Origin of the sequence: Cyanobium sp. L1E-Cus, assembly GCF_024345755.1 — a bacterium.
Lineage (GTDB): Bacteria > Cyanobacteriota > Cyanobacteriia > PCC-6307 > Cyanobiaceae > Cyanobium_A > Cyanobium_A usitatum.
Map to the genome: position 1 here is coordinate 14965 of NZ_JAGQBS010000008.1, position 18569 is coordinate 33533.

Sequence of the window (18569 nt, forward strand, 5' to 3'; positions counted from 1 at the left end):
GGCTGGTGGAGCTGGATTGTCGAGGAGCGGCAGGTGGGGTGGAGACCCATAGAGGTCCCACCCCAAAAACCTACCTCAGGATCAGGCGATGATCTTGGAAACCACGCCTGCACCGATGGTGCGGCCGCCTTCGCGGATGGCGAAGCGCATGCCTTGCTCAATGGCAACGGGGCAGATGAGCTCGCCGGTCATCTTGATGCGGTCACCGGGCATCACCATTTCGACGTTGGCGCCGTCGTCAGAGGTGAAGGCCGTGATCTGGCCGGTCACGTCAGTTGTACGGATGTAGAACTGAGGGCGATAGCCAGCAAAGAAGGGGGTGTGGCGGCCGCCTTCTTCCTTCTTCAGCACATAGACCTCACCTTCGAATTTGGTGTGGGGCTTGATGGAGTTGGGCTTCACCAGCACCATGCCGCGCTCGATGTCCTCTTTCTGGATGCCGCGCAGCAGTAGTCCACAGTTGTCGCCAGCCAAACCCTCTTCGAGCAGCTTGCGGAACATTTCCACGCCGGTGACAGTGGTCTCGCGGGTGTCGCGGATGCCGACGATTTGAACGGTTTCGCCAACCTTGACCTTGCCGCGTTCGATACGGCCAGTTGCCACGGTGCCACGACCGGTGATCGAGAAAACGTCCTCGATTGCCATCAGGAAGGGCTTGTCGACTTCGCGCTCGGGCTCGGGAATCGACTCGTCGACGGCGTCCATTAGGTCGAGAATCTTGTCAACCCACTCGTTGGCACCACGCTCGGCTTTGTTGCCAGCTTGGATAAATTCGAGGGCCTTCAGGGCTGAACCTGCCACCACGGGGATGTCATCGCCAGGGAAGTCGTAGCTGCTGAGCAGCTCGCGCATTTCCAGTTCGACAAGCTCGAGGATTTCCTCGTCGTCGACCATGTCCTTCTTGTTGAGGAACACCACTAGGGCGGGAACGCCGACCTGTTTGGCAAGGAGTATGTGTTCCTTGGTCTGGGCCATCGGCCCGTCGGTCGCGGCTACTACCAGGATCGCGCCGTCCATCTGGGCGGCACCGGTGATCATGTTCTTGACGTAGTCAGCGTGGCCGGGGCAGTCCACGTGGGCGTAGTGACGATTTGTGGTCTCGTACTCGACGTGCGCCGTGTTGATAGTGATGCCCCGCTCTTTCTCCTCAGGTGCACCATCGATCTCGTCGTAGGCCTGGGCCTTGGCCATGCCCTGGGACGCCAACACGTTGGTGATGGCAGCCGTGAGGGTGGTTTTGCCGTGGTCAACGTGGCCGATGGTGCCAATGTTGACGTGGGGTTTGTTCCTTTCGAACTTCTCGCGTGCCATGAGTAGAAAGAATCGGGGGGGTTAGTGGGTAGAGGAGAGATCAGGAATTGCCCTGATTCTTGGAGATGATGGCCTCAGCCACATTGCGAGGAACTTCCTCGTAATGGCTGAACTCCATCGAGAAAATACCCCGACCCTGGGTCATGGATCGGAGCTGGGTGGCGTAGCCGAACATTTCGGCCAGAGGCACTTTTGTTTGGACCTTGGACTGCCCATTATCAATGGACTGTCCTTCGACCTGGCCACGACGGGATGAAAGGTCGCCGATGACCGACCCAAGGAAATCCTCGGGGATCTCGACTTCCACCTTCATCATTGGCTCAAGAAGTACGGGGTTGCACTTCTTGACTGCGTCTTTGAAGGCCATGGATCCGGCGATTTTAAACGCCATCTCCGAGGAGTCGACGTCGTGGTAAGAGCCGTCAACCATGGTTGCCCTGACGTCGATCATGGGGAAACCAGCAATCACACCGGATTGGCAGGTCTCCTTCATGCCGGCTTCTGCGGGACCGATGTACTCCTTGGGAACGATGCCGCCAATAATTTTGTTGACGAATTCGAATCCTGTGCCTGGTTCGCCGGGCTCCATTTCGATCACGACGTGACCGTATTGCCCTTTGCCACCGGTCTGACGGGCAAATTTGCCTTCACCCTTGGAGCTGCTGCGAATGGTTTCGCGATACGACACTTGGGGAGCGCCGATGTTCGCTTCAACCTTGAACTCGCGCAGCATCCGATCCACCAGGATTTCAAGGTGGAGTTCTCCCATGCCAGCAATAACTGTCTGGCTGGTTTCAGGATCGGTGGAGACCCGGAAAGTGGGGTCTTCTTCTGCAAGTGACTGAAGAGCTTTGGAAAGCTTCTCCATGTCACCCTTGGTTTTTGGCTCAACAGCCACAGAGATCACGGGCTCGGGGATGAAGAGCGATTCCAGAATGATCGGGTCAGAATCTACGCAAAGCGTGTCCCCCGTGGTGGTGTCCTTGAGGCCCAAGACTGCGCCAAGATCACCGGCACGCAGCTCATCGACCTCTTCACGGTCAATGGCTTTGAGGAGGATCAAGCGAGAAATGCGCTCCTTCTTATCTTTGGTGGAGTTGAGTACATAGCTGCCTTTGTTGAGTACCCCGGAGTAGATGCGTACAAAAGTAAGCTTCCCGTAGGGGTCAGCCATTACTTTGAAGGCCAAGGCGCTGAAGGGCGCGCTGTCGTCGCAAGGGCGGGTTGCCTCGCTGCCATCAGCCAGTAGGCCAGTGATGGGAGGTAGATCAACTGGTGCTGGTAGGTAGTCAACCACTGCATCTAGCACCAGCTGGACGCCCTTATTTTTAAAGGCTGAGCCACAAACAATTGGCACTAAGCCATGATGGATGGTGGCCTTGCGGATGCCTTTGATCAACTGCTCTTCGGTGAGCTCGCCATTTTCCAGGAAGGGATCGATTAAATCTTCGTCGGACTCAGCGACCGTTTCCATCAACTTGAGGCGCCACTTTTTGGCCTCTTCAATCATGTCTTCAGGGATTTCACCTTCAATGATGTCAGTGCCGAGATCATTGGTGTAGATAATCGCCTTGTTGCGCACAAGGTCAATAATTCCCTTCAGATCGCCCTCGGCTCCGATCGGCAGCTGGATCGGCGCGGCATTGGCTTTGAGCCGATCCTTGATTTGGTCGTAGACCTTCAGGAAGTCGGCACCGGTCCGGTCCATCTTGTTGACGAACACGATCCGAGGCACGTTGTAGCGGTCAGCCTGACGCCAGACAGTCTCTGACTGGGGCTGTACGCCACCAACGGCGCAGAAGACAGCAACCACGCCGTCCAGGACCCGCATCGAACGTTCCACCTCGATGGTGAAGTCGACGTGCCCGGGGGTGTCGATGATGTTGATGCGGTTGTCTTTCCAAGTGGTGGAAATGGCAGCTGCGGTGATCGTGATACCACGCTCACGCTCCTGGTCCATCCAGTCAGTGACCGCCGCACCGTCGTGCACCTCGCCCATCTTGTGGACGACGCCTGAATAGAACAGAATCCGTTCAGTTGTCGTGGTCTTGCCCGCATCGATGTGGGCGGCAATACCAATATTTCTAACGCGTTCCAGTGGAAAGGCGCGGGCCACGGGGGAGGTCTCCGAAAGGTCAACAAAACGTGGGCGTAACTCTACAGACTGGGCCTGCAGAGGCTGAACTCGCCCTGGGTTTCAGCAGTTCAGGCAGGATCAGTAGCGGTAGTGGGCGAAAGCCTTGTTGGCTTCAGCCATCTTGTGGGTCTCTTCCCGCTTGCGAACCGCGCTACCGGCTTCGTTGGCTGCATCCATCAGCTCACCAGCCAATTTTTGGGCCATGCTGCGACCGTTGCGGGCGCGGGAGAAATTCACCAGCCAGCGCAGAGCCATGGCTGTACCGCGCTCCTGGCGAACTTCCATCGGCACCTGGTAGGTGGCACCGCCAACCCGGCGGGCACGAACCTCAACCAAAGGGGTGGCATTGCGTACAGCTGTCTCAAACAGCTCCAGGGGATCAGTACCGGTGCGGTCGTTGATCAGGGAGAAGGCATCCGAAAGGATGCGCTGCGCCGTGGACTTTTTGCCGTGCTTCATGAGCCGGGCCACGATCATGGAGGCCAGGCGGCTGTTGAATTGGGGGTCGGGAAGCACTGGGCGCTTCTCGGCGGCATTGCGGCGAGACATGGTCGACCGGAGCGGGGAGAACTAGAGGAAGGGAATGGAGCGGGCGTCGGTGACGCCCTTTGCTGAAGTTGCTGCTCAGCGGCTGGTCACGCTGAGCTAAGCGGTTTCAGCTCTTTGGCGTCTTGGCGCCGTACTTGGAACGGGACTGACGACGGTCCTTGACGCCCGCGGTGTCCAAGGTGCCGCGGATGATGTGATAGCGGACGCCAGGCAGATCCTTGACGCGTCCACCCCGGATCAGAACCACAGAGTGCTCCTGAAGGTTGTGTCCAATGCCGGGGATGTAGGCGGTCACCTCAAAGCCAGAGGTGAGACGCACCCGAGCGACCTTGCGCAGGGCCGAATTCGGCTTCTTGGGGGTGGAGGTGTACACGCGTGTGCACACACCGCGGCGCTCGGGACAAGCGCGCAGGGCGGGCGACTTGGTCTTCCGGGAAAGACTCTGGCGCTCAGTACGGATTAGCTGCTGAATGGTGGGCATCGAGGACCGGGGTCTGGTCGGAGAATATTGGTCGGACGTCCGACCGATTTCGACAATCCGTCACCTTACTGGGTCGCCTGTCGCCCTCCTCCTAAGCGGCTGAATGCAGTGCCGCAGGCGCAACTCACCGTGCCTTCGCCTGGACGTACCAAAAAGCCGCCGCCGCTGATGTCACCCCGGTAGTCCAGGCTCAGGCCGCTCAGCAGGTTCAGTTGCTCTGCTGGCGCATAAAGGGTGATGCCATCGGCGCGGGCAATCGGCGTGCCCGCCAGGTGGCCGGGGCGCAATCGAATCGCCCAGCGCTCACAGCGCCCATCTACTAAATCCAGATGCATCATCCCGGGGGTGCCCGCCACAGCTGCGTGGCGGCCTAGCTCGGCGGCGGCGGCGGCGGTCACGCGCAGGCTGTGCGCCTTGGCCATGGGGATGGGGTGCTGCATATCTGACTAATTTTGACAGCCCGCTCATGGCACTAGGCCGACACCGTTGTGAACGGATCCGGCCACACCCCGACCTTTTACCTGCAGGGAACCCCCCAGCACCAGCCCGGTGGAGCTGCCGCCATCGAGATTTAGGGCATCTTGTAGGCCTAGCTGTTGCAGCAGCGCGGCGGTTTCCCCCAGGGAGGGGCCGCTGTCCTGGATCCCCTCCAGGGTGATCAGCCAAATCTGGCGGTCGTCTCTGGCCAGCACGGTGCGGGGTGCTCCTTGGCTGAGGAAGGCGGAACTGAAGTTTTCGGCGGCGCCATTGAGCACGATGCGGCCTGCCTGCAACAGCAATGGCCCCCCGCCAATCACGTGTGTTGCGAGGCCGAGGTTGCTGCTGGGGCGGCTTTCGATCTGGAGCCGATCGTCTAAGCCCCAGGGCAGCTCCGCTCCGCCCCTTCCCACCAGCAGCAGGTCATCGCCCCGTAGCGCCACACCCGCATCCAATTCGGAGGGGCCAAGCTGCTGTCGCACCAGGCCCCCTTGGATTAACAAGCCAGTCTCAGAGCCACTCAGGGCTCGGTAGTTGGGCCCCCAGTCGGCGGTATAGCGGCTGATACCTCGCTGCACGTAGCCACTGTTGACAACGGCGACCGGTAGACGCAGAGCTCCGGGGCCCACAACCCACTCTGAAAGCTGTAGCCGGCCAAAACGGGGCATGGTTCGCCCGTCCCAGGCGGCGACTCCCCGGTTCAAAATTGGCCCGGAAAGCCATCGGCCGTCTTGTTTTAGAGCCCCCAAGGGCAGGCGCCTTACCCGGTTGAAGTAACCCCCGTTGATCGCTACCCAGGCCTGCTGCTGGTTGGCGAGCTGCACTAGGGAGCTGAGGCCCTCCATGCCTCCCGGTCTGGCCAGGGGCCGCAGCTGCAGTGAGGCCTGAAGTGGATCAATGCGGATCGCATTGATGCGCACCCCCTGGCGCACCAGGCGATCCCACTGAAGTTCTTTGCCAAGTAGGGCCTGCAGGCGCGGATCGATCGGGGCTGGACTGTCAGTGCGGCTAGCGGCCCCCTGATCCGGCCACTCGATCACCACCCGGTTGGGTTCGCCCAGGCTGAATACCCGCGTCAATTTGGCTGCGGAGGGTTTGAGCCTCAGCCCAGCTCTGTCCTGCTGGGCCTGGAGGCCCAGGCTCCCCAGCAGGGTTTGTTGGTCACTGCGGCTGAGCAGGTCGACCACCAGTCCGGCGCCGTCTCTACCAATGGCCGCCGGGCCGCCCAGGTCGAGCACGATGCGCTTGACGGGGCCAGGGTTTGAGCTGCGCACCTGGAGCAGCTGGGGCCTGGCCAGCTCCAGGCTGAGCAGGCTGCCCTCCTGGCGTAGGCCCACGCCGACGCGGCCAAACAGGCTGCTCACGTCTACCGCTACCTCGTCTTCGAGGCTGCGCTGGGCGCTGGCGGGCACCTTGAGTTCCTGGCCAAACCACTCCAGTTCCAGAGCGCCATCGCTGCGGCTGCGGCTGGTGACTCCGAGCTGGTTCTCGAGCACCTCTAGGGGGATCCACAGTTGTTGGGGCGTGTCGCCCAAGCCCCTAACCCAGAGCCAGCGGGCGCTCTGGAGTCGGCCGTTAATGCGGATACTGCTGCCCTGGCGCTCAGTTGCGGCGGCCGCACCGATTGGAACAAGAGGCGGCGGTGGTGGCGGCGTAATCGGCATGGCCTGGCCAACCCCTGGCAGGCACAAAACCAGGAGCCAGCCAGCCAGGAATGCAGTAGAGGCCATGGGCCAGCCTGGCCGAAAGCAACGAAAGCTAGCCCTCTTTAAGGGTTTGGGCGCCATGGTTTGGGCGCACTGGTTTGGGGATGTGCATCCCTAGGATCAGCTGCTCTGCTGCTGCCAGCACCTGTGGGTGTTAGCGGCGCTGCCCTGACAGATCACCTGCCGGACCGTCTCGGGTTATGCCTCACTTCTCTCGCCCTGTTTGGCCCCATCGCGATAGCGCTGCGCCGGCCGCTGTCGCTGGCGAAAAGGACGCCTGTGGTGTGGGCTTTCTGGCCAATCTTCAGGGCGAAGCCAGCCACTGGGTGCTGCAGCAGGCCCTGCGCGGCCTCGACTGCATGGAGCACCGCGGCGGTTGCGGTGGCGATGGTGATTCCGGCGATGGGGCCGGGGTGCTCTGCGGCATCCCCTGGAACTATCTAGAAGAGGTATGGACTGAGGCGGCGGCAGCGAAGGGAGTGGCTCGCGGGCTGGGCATGGTTTTCCTGCCAGCCGATGCTGCAAAGCGCGAGCAGGCAAAACTTTTCTGTGAAGAAGAGGCCGCCAAGCTGGGCTTGGGCAGCCTGGGTTGGCGTGCAGTCCCTCTGGATGCATCTGTTCTCGGCTCCCTGGCCCGCCAGACCGCTCCTGCCATTGAGCAGTGGCTAATTGCCGCAGACCAAGCCGGTGATGATCTGGAAGCGTTGCTATTCAGACTGCGCCGCCGTTGCGGTGATCGGGCCCGCGCCGTTTGGGGGCCAGGGCCTGGTGAGCTTTATTTCGCTTCCCTGAGCAGCCGGACTGTTGTGTACAAGGGCATGGTGCGTTCAGCGGTGCTGTCCGCTTTCTATGGCGACCTGCGCGATGCACGCTTTGCCGTGAGCTTTGCGGTGTACCACCGCCGTTTCAGCACCAACACCCTGCCCCGCTGGCCCCTAGCCCAGCCCATGCGGCTGCTGGGTCACAACGGCGAGATAAATACCTTGTTGGGCAACCTCAACTGGGCAAGGGCTTCGGAAGCAAATCTCGATGCGGTCTGGGGGGAGGCGGCTGCAGAACTGAAGCCAGTGGTGAACCCCGCCTTCAGCGATTCCGCCAACCTCGACGCCACCCTTGAGCTGCTGGTGCGCAGCGGCCGGCCGATCACCGAGAGCCTGCTCACCCTGGTGCCAGAAGCTTTCCGCGACCAGCCTGAGCTGGCAGATAAGCCCGATATCCAGTCGTTTTACGAGTATTCCGCCTGCACCCAGGAGCCCTGGGATGGTCCGGCCCTGCTGGTGTTCGCCGATGGTCGCTGCGTGGGAGCCACCCTCGATCGCAACGGCCTGCGCCCCGCCCGCTACTGCATCACCAGCGACGGTTTTGTGGTGATGGGCTCAGAAACCGGTGTGGTCGAGCTTGAGGAGAGCCGGATCATCGAAAAGGGTCGCCTCGGCCCTGGCCAGATGCTGGCAGTGGACCTGGAGCAGGGCCGCCTGCTGCGCAACTGGGAGGTGAAGGCCGAGGTTGCCGCCCGCCATACCTACGGTGACTGGTTGGCGCAGCATCGTCGCAACCTCGTCCCCCAGCCCTGGACCCAGGAGCGTCAGCTGGCAGATCTGGAGCTGCTGCAACAGCAAACGGCCTTTGGCTTCACCGCCGAAGACTTCGAGCTGGTGATCGAGGACATGGCCGGCGCGGCTAAAGAGCCCACCTATTGCATGGGCGACGACATTCCCCTGGCGGTGCTTTCAGACAAGCCCCACCTCCTTTACGACTACTTCAAGCAGCGTTTTGCCCAGGTCACCAACCCGCCGATAGATCCCCTGCGGGAAAAGCTGGTGATGAGCTTGGAGATGCATCTGGGCAGGCGGGGCTCGCCGCTGCGCCCAGAAGCTGCCTCGGCGGCGGTGCTGCACCTGGCCAGTCCGATCCTCAATGAGGCGGAGCTGGCGGCGGTGAGCCAGCAGGGCCTGCCCACCACCACCCTTTCCACGCTGATGGCCGTCACCGACGGTCCTGGTGGTCTCGAGCTTGCGGTGCAGCGCCTGCGCAGCGCTGCCGAGGCGGCCGTGCGCGCCGGCAGCCAGATCCTGGTGCTGAGCGATCGGGGCGGCGAGGCTGGTGGGATCAATGCCACCACGGCCACCATTCCACCGCTGCTGGCCGTCGGCGCGGTGCATCACCACCTGCTCAACCTGGGCTTGCGCCTGCAGGCTTCCCTGGTGGTGGAAACGGCCCAGTGCTGGAGCACTCACCACCTGGCCTGCCTAATCGGTTACGGCGCCAGTGCCGTTTGCCCCTGGCTTACCTGGGAAACCAGCCGCCACTGGCTAGCCCACCCCCGGGTGCAGAAGCTGATCGAAAGCGGCAAACTGCCGGCGCTCAGCCCCGATCAGGTGCAGGCAAATGTGCGCAAGGCCCTAGAAGACGGCCTGCGCAAGATTCTCTCCAAGATCGGCATTTCCCTGCTGGCCAGCTATCACGGCGCCCAGATCTTCGAAGCCATCGGCCTTGGCGCCGATCTGATCCAGCTTGCCTTCAGTGGCACCACCAGCAGGGTGGCTGGCCTCAGCTTGGGCGAGCTGGCCAGCGAAACCCTCAGCTTCCATGCCAAGGCCTTCCCCGAGCTCAACCGCACCAAGCTCGAGTTCATGGGCTTCGTGCAATACCGCACTGGCGGCGAGTATCACCTCAATAGCCCGGAGATGGCCAAAGCCCTGCATGCCGCCGTCAAGGCGGGCCCCGGCTACGACCACTTCTCTACCTTCAAAACCCTGCTGGAGCACCGGCCAGTCACGGCCCTGCGGGACCTGCTGGAACTCAAGCCCGCTCTCGCCCCGCTGCCGATCGAGCAGGTGGAGAGCGTGGAGAGCATCTGCAGTCGCTTTTGCACCGGCGGCATGAGCTTGGGGGCCCTCTCCCGCGAGGCCCACGAGGTGTTAGCCATCGCCATGAACCGCATCGGCGGCAAGAGCAACAGCGGTGAGGGCGGCGAGGATCCGGCCCGCTTCGGGTTGCTCAGCGATGTGGACGGCGACGGTCATTCGCCGACCTTGCCCAGCCTCAATGGCCTGCGCAACGGTGATACCGCCTGCTCCGCCATTAAGCAGATCGCCTCAGGGCGCTTCGGTGTGACTCCCGAATATCTGCGCAGTGGCCGCCAGCTGGAGATCAAGGTGGCCCAGGGGGCCAAGCCGGGTGAGGGCGGTCAACTGCCGGGGCCAAAGGTTGATCCCTACATCGCCTGGCTGCGCAACAGCAAGGCAGGTGTGGCCCTGATTTCGCCGCCTCCCCATCACGACATTTATTCAATCGAGGATCTGGCCCAACTGATCCACGACCTGCACCAGGTGCACCCCGCAGCCAAGGTGAGCGTGAAGCTGGTGGCAGAAATCGGCATCGGCACCATCGCCGCCGGTGTGGCCAAGGCCAACGCAGATGTGATTCAGATCTCCGGCCACGACGGTGGCACGGGCGCTTCACCGCTCAGCTCGATCAAACATGCCGGCAGCCCCTGGGAGCTAGGCCTCACTGAGGTGCACCGGTCGCTGCTGGAGAATGGCTTGCGCGATCGGGTGCTGCTGCGGGCCGATGGCGGCCTCAAAACCGGCTGGGACGTGATCATCGCCGCCCTGTTGGGAGCTGAGGAATACGGCTTCGGCTCGGTGGCGATGATCGCCGAGGGTTGCATCATGGCCCGCGTTTGCCACACCAATAACTGCCCGGTGGGTGTGGCTACCCAGAAAGAAAACCTGCGCAAGCGCTTCCCCGGCGTGCCCGAGCACGTCGTGAATTTCTTCCTGTTCGTGGCTGAGGAGGTGCGTCAGCTGCTGAGCGTGCTTGGCGTGGCCCGGCTCGAAGAGCTGATCGGCCGCAGTGAATTGCTGCAGCCCCGGGCCGTAGCTCTCACCAAAACCAGCGCTCTTGACCTCTCTTGCCTAATTGACCCGATTCCCGCCGCTGCTGATCGCAGTTGGCTGAAGCACGACGCTGAGGCCCACGGCAATGGACAAATCTTGGAAGACCAGTTGCTGGCCGATGCCGAGGTGATGAGCGCGATTTCCAGCCACGGCCGTCTGGCCCGCACTATGGAAATCGTCAACACGGATCGCAGCGTGGGCGCCCGCATCTCCGGTGAAATTGCGGCGCGCCATGGCAATACCGGCTTCCAGGGCCAGCTCGATCTCACCTACCTGGGGGCCGCTGGTCAAAGTTTCGGGGCCTTTGTGCTTCAAGGCATGAATGTGCGCCTGGTGGGTGAAGCAAACGACTATGTGGGCAAGGGCCTCAACGGTGGCCGCCTCACCGTTGTGCCTCCCGCCGGCGTCAACGACCCTGGTAACCAGGTGATCCTGGGCAACACCTGTCTTTATGGCGCCACCGGTGGAGAGCTGTTTGCCGTAGGCCGCGCCGGTGAACGCTTTGGCGTGCGCAATAGCGGTGCCAAAACCGTGGTCGAGGGCGCCGGCGACCACTGCTGCGAGTACATGACCGGTGGCGTCGTGGTGGTGCTGGGCAGTACAGGTCGCAACGTGGCCGCCGGCATGACCGGTGGTGTGGCCTTCATCCTTGATGAGAGCGGTGGTTTGGCGGAGCGGGTGAACCCGGAGATCGTGGCCATAGCTGAGCTCACAACCCCTGAGCAGGAGGCCCTGCTCAAGCCCCTGCTGCAGGCCCATCTAGACGCCACCGGCAGCGTCAAGGCGGCCGCCATACTGGCCGATTGGTCCACCTGGAAGGCCCAGTTCAAGCTGCTGGTGCCCCCCAGCGAGAAGGCCGCCGTGGGTCTGGCGGAGCGGGAGGCTGTGGTGGCTTAGCGCGGATACTCCCGCATCAGCCGCTGCACCTCGCCGGCGTGATAGCTGCTGCGGGTGAGCGGGCTGCTCACCACCTGTAGGAAGCCGAGCTCCTGCTCACCGTGCTGCTTGAACGTCGCAAATTGCTCTGGGGTCACGAAGCGATCCACTGGCAGATGTTTGGGGCCTGGCGAGAGGTACTGGCCGATGGTGACGATGTCCACCTGGTGGCGGCGTAGATCGGCCATCACCTCCCGAACCTCGTGGTCGGTTTCCCCCAAGCCCGTCATCAGGCCTGATTTGGTGTAAGTGCGCGGCCAGCCCTGGCGCACCCGCTGCAGCAGCTCCAGGGAGCGCTCGTAGATGCCTTGGGGCCTGGCTTTTTTGTAGAGGCTTGGCACCGTTTCAATGTTGTGATTGAGCACCTCAGGGGCGCCTTCCATCACTGCGGCCAGAGCGTCCCAGTTGCCGCAGAAATCGGGGATCAGTAGCTCGATCGTGGTGAGTGGTGAGCGCTGGCGCACCTGCGCGATGCAGGCCACAAACTGGCTGGCGCCGCCATCGGCTAGGTCGTCGCGGTTTACCGAGGTGATCACCACGTGGCTCAGGCCCAGGCGTGCCACCGCTTCGCCGAGTCGTTCAGGTTCGCTGGGATCGAGCTCCCGCACGCTCTTGTCGAAGTCGATGTCGCAGTAGGGGCAGGCCCGGGTGCAGCCGGGGCCCATGATCAAAAAGGTGGCCGTGCCGCCGGCGAAGCACTCGCCGATGTTGGGGCAGCTGGCCTCCTGGCAGACGGTGTTGAGCTTGAGATCTTGCAGCAGGTCTGCCACCTCACCGATGCGCTCCCGCTGGGGGGCCTTAACGCGCAGCCAGTCGGGTTTGAGCAAGGCGCCAGTAGGGCCACGGGGGCCAGAAGAAGGGCTAATTCCAATTTTAGGAAGCCACCGGCAGGCCAAGGTCTACAGCCGAGTTGATCCCCTAAACTCCCCTCATCGGGATGTGGCGCAGCTTGGTAGCGCACTTCGTTCGGGACGAAGGGGCCGCAGGTTCGAATCCTGTCATCCCGATTTTTTCAACTGAGCTCGGCTCCCGGGTAACCCCTGGGGGTCACCATGCGACCGTCTTTGGCATAGCTGCTGCTATTGCCAATGAGCACCAGGGTCAGCATGTCCACTTGCTCCACCGGTAATTCGCCCAGGCTGTGCAGGCTGACGGCCTCATCGACTCGCCCCAGTTGGCGGGCCAGGGCCACCGGTGTTGAGGCCGGCCGGCCCTCCAGCAGCAGCTCTCTGGCTCGGGCCAGTTGCCAGTCGCGGCCAAGGGAGCGGGGGTTGTAGAGGGCTACTACAAAGTCCCCCGCAGCCGCTGCTTGCAGCCGCTTTTCGATCACTTCCCAAGGGGTGAGTCGGTCGCTGAGGCTGATGGTGCAGAAATCGTGCATCAAGGGAGCTCCTGCCTTGGCAGCGGCGAGTTGCAGGGCCGAGATGCCCGGATGCACGTTGAAGCTGGGCCGGCCATCGGCTGGGCTGGCCAGCCAAAGCTCCAGGGCCAGGCCGGCCATGGCGTAGATGCCGCTGTCGCCCGACGACACCAGTGCCACATTCAGTCCCTGGCTCGCTAGCTCTAGGGCTAGGGCGCAGCGGGCCCGCTCCTCGGTGAGTTGGCCGTTCCAGCGCAGCTGATCAGGTCGCCGCAGCGGTTCAAGCAGGTCGAGGTAGAGGCCGTAGCCCACCCACACCGTGGCTTCCGCCAGGGCGCGGCGCGCATCCGCAGTGAGCAGCTCCAGGCTGCCCGGGCCACTGCCCACCAGGTGCAGCTGGCCCCGCTTGGGAGCCCATTGACTCTCGGCCAGAGCCACCGCCAGGGTGGCTGCCCCGAGCTCGCCTGGGTTGGCATGCTCAATGCGCTTGGTTTGCAGCAATTGGGCTGCGGGGCCAGCTGCCAGCAGGGCTGCGGCCTCGGCCACGCTGGCGGTGCCCATCTCCTGGGCCACCGCTGCCGATGGGGTGGGCACCGGCACTGCGGCTAGGGAATCGGCCCCAAACCAGCGCACTGGCCAGCCTCGTTTAGCCGCTAGAGCAAGCAGGGCCGGTTCATCGGCCTTGCGGTCGATGCTTGCTAAACCAGCTACGGATTCAGGTGCCAAATGCTGGTCGCCCAGGGTCTGTTCCAGCAAGCGCTCCAGCAGGCTCAGGCTGGTGTTGCGTTCACAGCCCATACCTAGCCACAGGCTCGGCGGATGCCAGCGGCAGCCAGCTCCGGTGTGGATATCTACGACCAGATCTGCCTCTGGGTTCTCGCCAGAGCCACTGCCAGAGCCAGAGCCACTGCCAGAGCCACCAGCGCGCTCCAGTAGGCAGGTGGCGGCCTCGAGCTCTAGCCAGCGGCGGCTGCCGTGGTGAGCTTCCAGTCGCAGCGGTTGATCCAGATGGGCTGCCTTACGCATCAGGGCGCTCCAATCGCCCTGCCCCCGCTGCCAACCCCAGTCTCTGCCGAAGCTGTCGAGGCTAAGTAAGCCTGCTGCAGCCGTTGCCCCGGTGAGCACAGCCTGGCCGCCCAGGCAGGCGGCAACCTGGTGGCTCAGTCGCTCGGCCCCGGCCACGTGACCCCCTAGCAGGGGAATGGCGAAACGACCCTGTGGATCCACCACCACCACGGCGGGATCGCGCTCTTTACTCACGAGCAGCGGCGCAATCAGCCTGGTCACCAGGCCACAGGCGCCAACGATCACAAAGCCGCTGGCCGTTGACCACTGTTCAACTATGCAGTCCCCTGCGGTGATCTGGTCGTCAGTCCCCACCTGGGAGTCGATCAGGCCGGCCTGAAGGAGCTGGTCCAGCACAGGGGCGCTGGCAGGGCTGAAGCCCAGGCCCCAGCGGCGGGCGCGCGGCGCGGCCTGCTCGGGGCGGTTGTTTGGTGAATTCACTTACCTACCTTCTGACGCAGCCCGGCCAGGGGACCCGGCGCCTTGGGCTTGAGCAGGGAACCATCTGGATTCAGCTGGCTGCGGGCCGATCCCCCCAGGTTGGTGGAGGCGCTGAGCCGATCAGTGGTGGCCCTAGTGGCGGGGGCCGTAGAGGTGGGGGCCGGAGTAGGGGCTGGGATCGCTTGTGGGGGTATCACAGGTGCGGACTCTGCTTGTGGGGCATCTTGCTGCGAAGGTTCTGTTAACTCAGCTTCAACAGTGGGCTCCAGCTCAGGCAGTTGTTCTGGGTCAAGTTGTTCTGGGTCAAGTTGTTCTGGTTCCGGCAGGGGTTCCGTTTGAGGCGAAGCCTCGGGCTCAAGTGGTGATTGGGACTCATTTGCGGGCAACGGTTCAGCCACGGTTTGGGGCTCGCTGGCCGTCGGCGGATTGATTTCTATGGCTGCTACTGGTTCTTCTGGGACTGGTTCAGGTTCTGGAGCCGCCGGCGTTGCAGGCTGATCTCCCAGCAGCTGGGCTAACTCGCTGGCATCCAGGCGCCCCCGCTGCCAACTGGGCGTGGGCGAAGAACTATTAATCGTCACTTCGCTCACCAAAGTGTTGAAAGGGGGGTTGAGGGGGGCGCCGCGACCATCAACCAGCTCCATCAGCACGCTGTTGCTGCCGCTGCTCCAGCCCTTGAGCCACAGAGGCGAGTTCTGATCCACCAAAAAACTGTCCCCGTTGACTGTCACCCGCAGGCGCCAGCTGCCGTCGTTGTCGCGCAGGCCCTGGAGGGGAGCGTCTATTAACAGCCAGTCGAGCAGCACTGGTTCGCGGCCGGCCAGATCTGCTGTGCTTACGCCGATCAACTGGGGTGTGCCCAGCTGGGGAGTGGCCAGGGGATTGGCGGCCACCCGGTTTACCCGCACCTGGTCCCAGGCGCCTGGACTTTTCACCACTTCCCCCCAGGGTTTGGCCGCATAGGCGGTAAGGCGATGGCTGCCCGGGCCCAGGGGCGGTAGTTCGGCGTCCAGACGAGTTGGGAATTGCCCAGAGAGTGAGGTGGTGAGGCGTTGGGGCGGTAGGTCATCAACTTGCACCACGAGGTGAGGCCCCAGCCCGAGCACTCCCGCATCAACTAACGGCCAATCACGAACCTGCACTTGCAACTTGACCGGACCGCCTGGCAGATCGCTTCCATCTAGCGGGATCTGGATCGATACCTGGGGCTGGCGTTCGGCCAGGGCCGCTTGAACTTGTTGCACGGCGGTAGGTGGCGCGACTTCCTGCAAGCGGCCACTGGGCCCCTGGACTGGAAGAGGCGCTGGGGCTGGGACGCTGCTGCGGCTAGCGGCTACTCGATTGCAGCCAGCCAACAACATCAACGCTGCCACTAGCAGGACCGCGAGCAGTCGCTGCCGCCATCGCACGGGGCGACCCGGGAGGGCTGGATAGGTTGCGCTGCCTGCGCCCACGCTGGGTTGCTCAACTTGTAGTGGAAGCATTCTGCTGGCCGGGGCCACCCTGGGGGAAATGGATGCGGCAGATGGCTGTTTTTGATGCTCTCTAAGTAATAAAAAACTGCCCGCAAGATGGTTGAAGTAGATGATTCTTTCTGTTCTGTAAAGCCCTGTGCTGGCCTGGGAAGCGCCGGGATTGAACCTTTGTAACTCCAAGCCAAAACCTCTCGGAAACGACCCCTATACTTCGGCGAGCGGTCCCCTAATTGGGGCCCAAAGCTCCAGTTGTGGCAAGTGGTTTCGCGTTTTCGCGGACCCCCTTCCCGGCTGGTGCCCATGAACGATTGGAGGCCTCGGTCGCCTGTCGTTCATGGGGCCCAACGGCAGGCTCTCCGGCCTGCTGCAGGGGTGGACCCACCACCTCGATCCCGTCCCTCGAGGAACGTCTCGATGACCATCAGCCCACCAGAGCGTGGGGAAAAGGCGAAGGCCATGGTCGACCGGAACCCAGTTCCGGCCACCTTCGAACTGTTCGGCAAGCCCGGCCATTTCGATCGCAGCCTTGCCAAAGGTCCCAAAACCACCACCTGGGTTTGGAACCTCCACGCCAATGCTCACGATTTCGACAGTCACACGAGTGACCTTGAAGAGGTCTCTCGCAAGATCTTTTCAGCTCACTTCGGCCATTTGGCCGTCATCTTTATCTGGCTGAGTGGCGCCTTCTTCCATGGAGCGCGCTTCTCCAACTACACCGGTTGGTTGACCGATCCCCTGCACGTCAAGCCTTCGGCGCAGGTGGTGTGGCCCATTTTCGGCCAGGAAATTCTCAATGGAGACATGGGTGCCGGGTTCCACGGCATTCAGATCACCTCCGGCCTCTTCCATGTGTGGAGGGCCTGGGGCATCACCAATGAAACCCAGCTGATGGCCCTGGCCATCGGTGCTTTGGTGATGGCCGGCTTGATGCTCAATGCCGGCGTCTTCCACTACCACAAGGCGGCTCCCAAGCTCGAGTGGTTCCAGAACGTTGAGTCGATGCTCAACCACCATCTGGCCGGCCTGCTCGGTCTGGGATCTCTCTCCTGGACAGGACACCTGCTGCATGTGTCCCTGCCCACCACCGCGCTGATGGACGCCATCGACGCCGGCCAGCCGCTGGCGCTCAATGGCAAAACCATCGCCACCTACGCCGACATTCCCCTGCCCCACGAGTTCCTGAACCAGGACGTGATCGCCCAGATATTCCCCGGTTTCGGGGCTGGCGTTTCAGCCTTCTTCACGGGCAATTGGGCCGCTTACAGCGATTTCCTCACCTTTAAAGGTGGGTTGAATCCTGTGACCGGGAGCCTCTGGATGACCGACATCGCCCATCACCACTTGGCGATCGCGGTGTTGTTCATCGTGGCTGGCCACATGTATCGCACCAACTGGGGCATTGGTCACAGCATCAAGGAGATTCTCCAGGGCCAGAAGGGCGATCCCCTGCTGTTCCCCGCTCCCAATGGTCATGACGGACTCTTCGAGTTCATGACCACCAGCTGGCACGCCCAACTGGCTGTGAACCTGGCGATGCTCGGCTCGCTGAGCATCATCGTGGCCCAGCACATGTATGCGATGCCTCCCTATCCCTATATCGGGATTGATTACCCCACCCAACTGTCGATCTTCACCCATCACATGTGGATCGGTGGTTTCTTAGTTGTGGGTGCTGGTGCGCACGCCGCTATCGCGATGATTCGCGATTACGACCCCGCCAAGCACGTCGATAACGTGCTGGACCGGGTGCTTAAAGCTCGTGATGCCCTGATCAGCCACCTCAACTGGGTGTGCATCTGGCTCGGCTTCCACAGCTTTGGCCTCTATATCCACAACGACACCATGCGTGCCTTGGGCCGTCCCCAAGACATGTTCAGCGACTCCGCCATTGCCTTGAAGCCTGTCTTCGCGCAGTGGATTCAGGGTCTTCACGCTGCCGCTGCAGGTAGCACTGCGCCTAACGCCCTCGCGGGTGTGAGCGAAGTGTTCAACGGCACCGTTGTAGCTGTGGGCGGCAAGGTGGCCGCCGGTCCGATTCCTTTGGGAACGGCCGACTTCATGGTCCACCACATCCACGCCTTCACGATCCACGTCACCGTGCTGATTCTGTTGAAGGGTGTGTTGTATGCGCGTAGCTCCCGCCTAGTCCCTGATAAGGCGAATCTGGGCTTCCGCTTCCCCTGCGACGGCCCTGGCCGTGGCGGTACCTGCCAGGTGTCGGCTTGGGACCACGTGTTCCTTGGCCTGTTCTGGATGTACAACTCCCTGTCGATCGTCATTTTCCACTTCTCCTGGAAGATGCAGAGCGACGTGTGGGGCACCGTCAACGCTGATGGCAGCGTCCAGCACATCACCAACGGCAACTTTGCCCAAAGCGCCATCACCATTAATGGTTGGCTGCGGGACTTCCTCTGGGCTCAAGCCGCACAGGTGATCAACAGCTACGGCTCGAGTTCCAGTGCTTATGGCTTGATGTTCCTTGGAGCCCACTTCATCTGGGCCTTCAGCCTGATGTTCCTGTTCAGTGGCCGCGGCTACTGGCAAGAGCTTATCGAGTCCATCGTCTGGGCTCATAACAAGCTGAGGGTTGCACCCGCCATCCAACCGCGGGCGCTTTCCATTACCCAGGGCCGTGCTGTCGGTGTCGCTCACTATTTGCTGGGCGGTATTGCAACAACCTGGGCATTCTTCCTGGCCCGCATCGTCGCGGTCGGCTGACCTTTTCTGAC

Annotated in this window: 11 protein-coding genes and 1 tRNA gene; 3 read left to right on the top strand and 9 right to left on the bottom strand. The window is 62.4% G+C overall.

Going from position 1 to position 18569, the window contains the following annotated elements:
- Positions 1-81: 81 nt before the first annotated feature.
- The 6 genes from tuf to KBZ22_RS08785 all read right to left on the bottom strand — a co-directional run bounded on the left by tuf (position 82) and on the right by KBZ22_RS08785 (position 6685).
- Positions 82-1311, bottom strand: a complete 1230-nt coding sequence (gene tuf, locus KBZ22_RS08760) for an elongation factor Tu (protein WP_106632420.1) — start codon at positions 1309-1311, stop codon at positions 82-84.
- Between the two features lie 40 nt (positions 1312-1351).
- Positions 1352-3427, bottom strand: coding sequence for an elongation factor G (gene fusA, locus KBZ22_RS08765; RefSeq protein WP_254941762.1), 2076 nt, complete (start codon positions 3425-3427; stop codon positions 1352-1354).
- Between the two features lie 99 nt (positions 3428-3526).
- Positions 3527-3997 carry a 30S ribosomal protein S7 gene (gene rpsG / locus KBZ22_RS08770; protein WP_106632418.1) on the bottom strand — a complete coding sequence of 157 codons (471 nt, stop codon included), beginning with the start codon at positions 3995-3997 and terminating at the stop codon, positions 3527-3529.
- Between the two features lie 106 nt (positions 3998-4103).
- Entirely contained in the window at positions 4104-4478 is a 375-nt protein-coding gene (gene rpsL, locus KBZ22_RS08775; protein WP_106632417.1) for a 30S ribosomal protein S12, read from the bottom strand.
- 65 nt (positions 4479-4543) lie between these two features.
- Complete coding sequence (locus KBZ22_RS08780; RefSeq protein WP_254998941.1) at positions 4544-4900, bottom strand: AIR synthase; 357 nt, start codon at positions 4898-4900, stop codon at positions 4544-4546.
- Between the two features lie 42 nt (positions 4901-4942).
- Positions 4943-6685 (bottom strand): phosphodiester glycosidase family protein, encoded by a 1743-nt coding sequence (locus KBZ22_RS08785; RefSeq protein ID WP_255021722.1) that lies wholly within the window; start codon positions 6683-6685, stop codon positions 4943-4945.
- 176 nt (positions 6686-6861) lie between these two features.
- Between KBZ22_RS08785 and KBZ22_RS08790 the strand changes: the two genes are divergently transcribed.
- A complete protein-coding gene (locus KBZ22_RS08790; protein ID WP_255021723.1) occupies positions 6862-11460 on the top strand; it encodes a glutamate synthase-related protein in 4599 nt (1532 codons plus the stop codon).
- Here the strand turns inward: KBZ22_RS08790 and lipA are convergent.
- Positions 11457-12326: a lipoyl synthase gene (lipA, locus tag KBZ22_RS08795; RefSeq protein WP_255021724.1), complete on the bottom strand. Its 870-nt coding sequence runs from the start codon at positions 12324-12326 to the stop codon at positions 11457-11459. The two genes, KBZ22_RS08790 and lipA, sit on opposite strands and share 4 nt — an antisense overlap.
- Before the next feature lie 106 nt (positions 12327-12432).
- Between lipA and KBZ22_RS08800 the strand changes: the two genes are divergently transcribed.
- Positions 12433-12506 (top strand) — tRNA-Pro (locus tag KBZ22_RS08800).
- 5 nt (positions 12507-12511) lie between these two features.
- Here KBZ22_RS08800 and cobJ read toward each other — a convergent pair.
- Together cobJ and KBZ22_RS08810 are read right to left on the bottom strand one after the other, a co-directional pair.
- Entirely contained in the window at positions 12512-14365 is a 1854-nt protein-coding gene (cobJ, locus tag KBZ22_RS08805; protein WP_255021725.1) for a precorrin-3B C(17)-methyltransferase, read from the bottom strand.
- A complete protein-coding gene (locus tag KBZ22_RS08810; protein ID WP_255021726.1) occupies positions 14362-15609 on the bottom strand; it encodes a hypothetical protein in 1248 nt (415 codons plus the stop codon). The genes cobJ and KBZ22_RS08810 overlap by 4 nt, the downstream gene beginning before the upstream one ends.
- A gap of 645 nt (positions 15610-16254) precedes the next feature.
- Between KBZ22_RS08810 and psaA the strand changes: the two genes are divergently transcribed.
- Positions 16255-18558, top strand: a complete 2304-nt coding sequence (gene psaA / locus KBZ22_RS08815; RefSeq protein ID WP_106632413.1) for a photosystem I core protein PsaA — start codon at positions 16255-16257, stop codon at positions 18556-18558.
- Positions 18559-18569 lie beyond the last annotated feature (11 nt).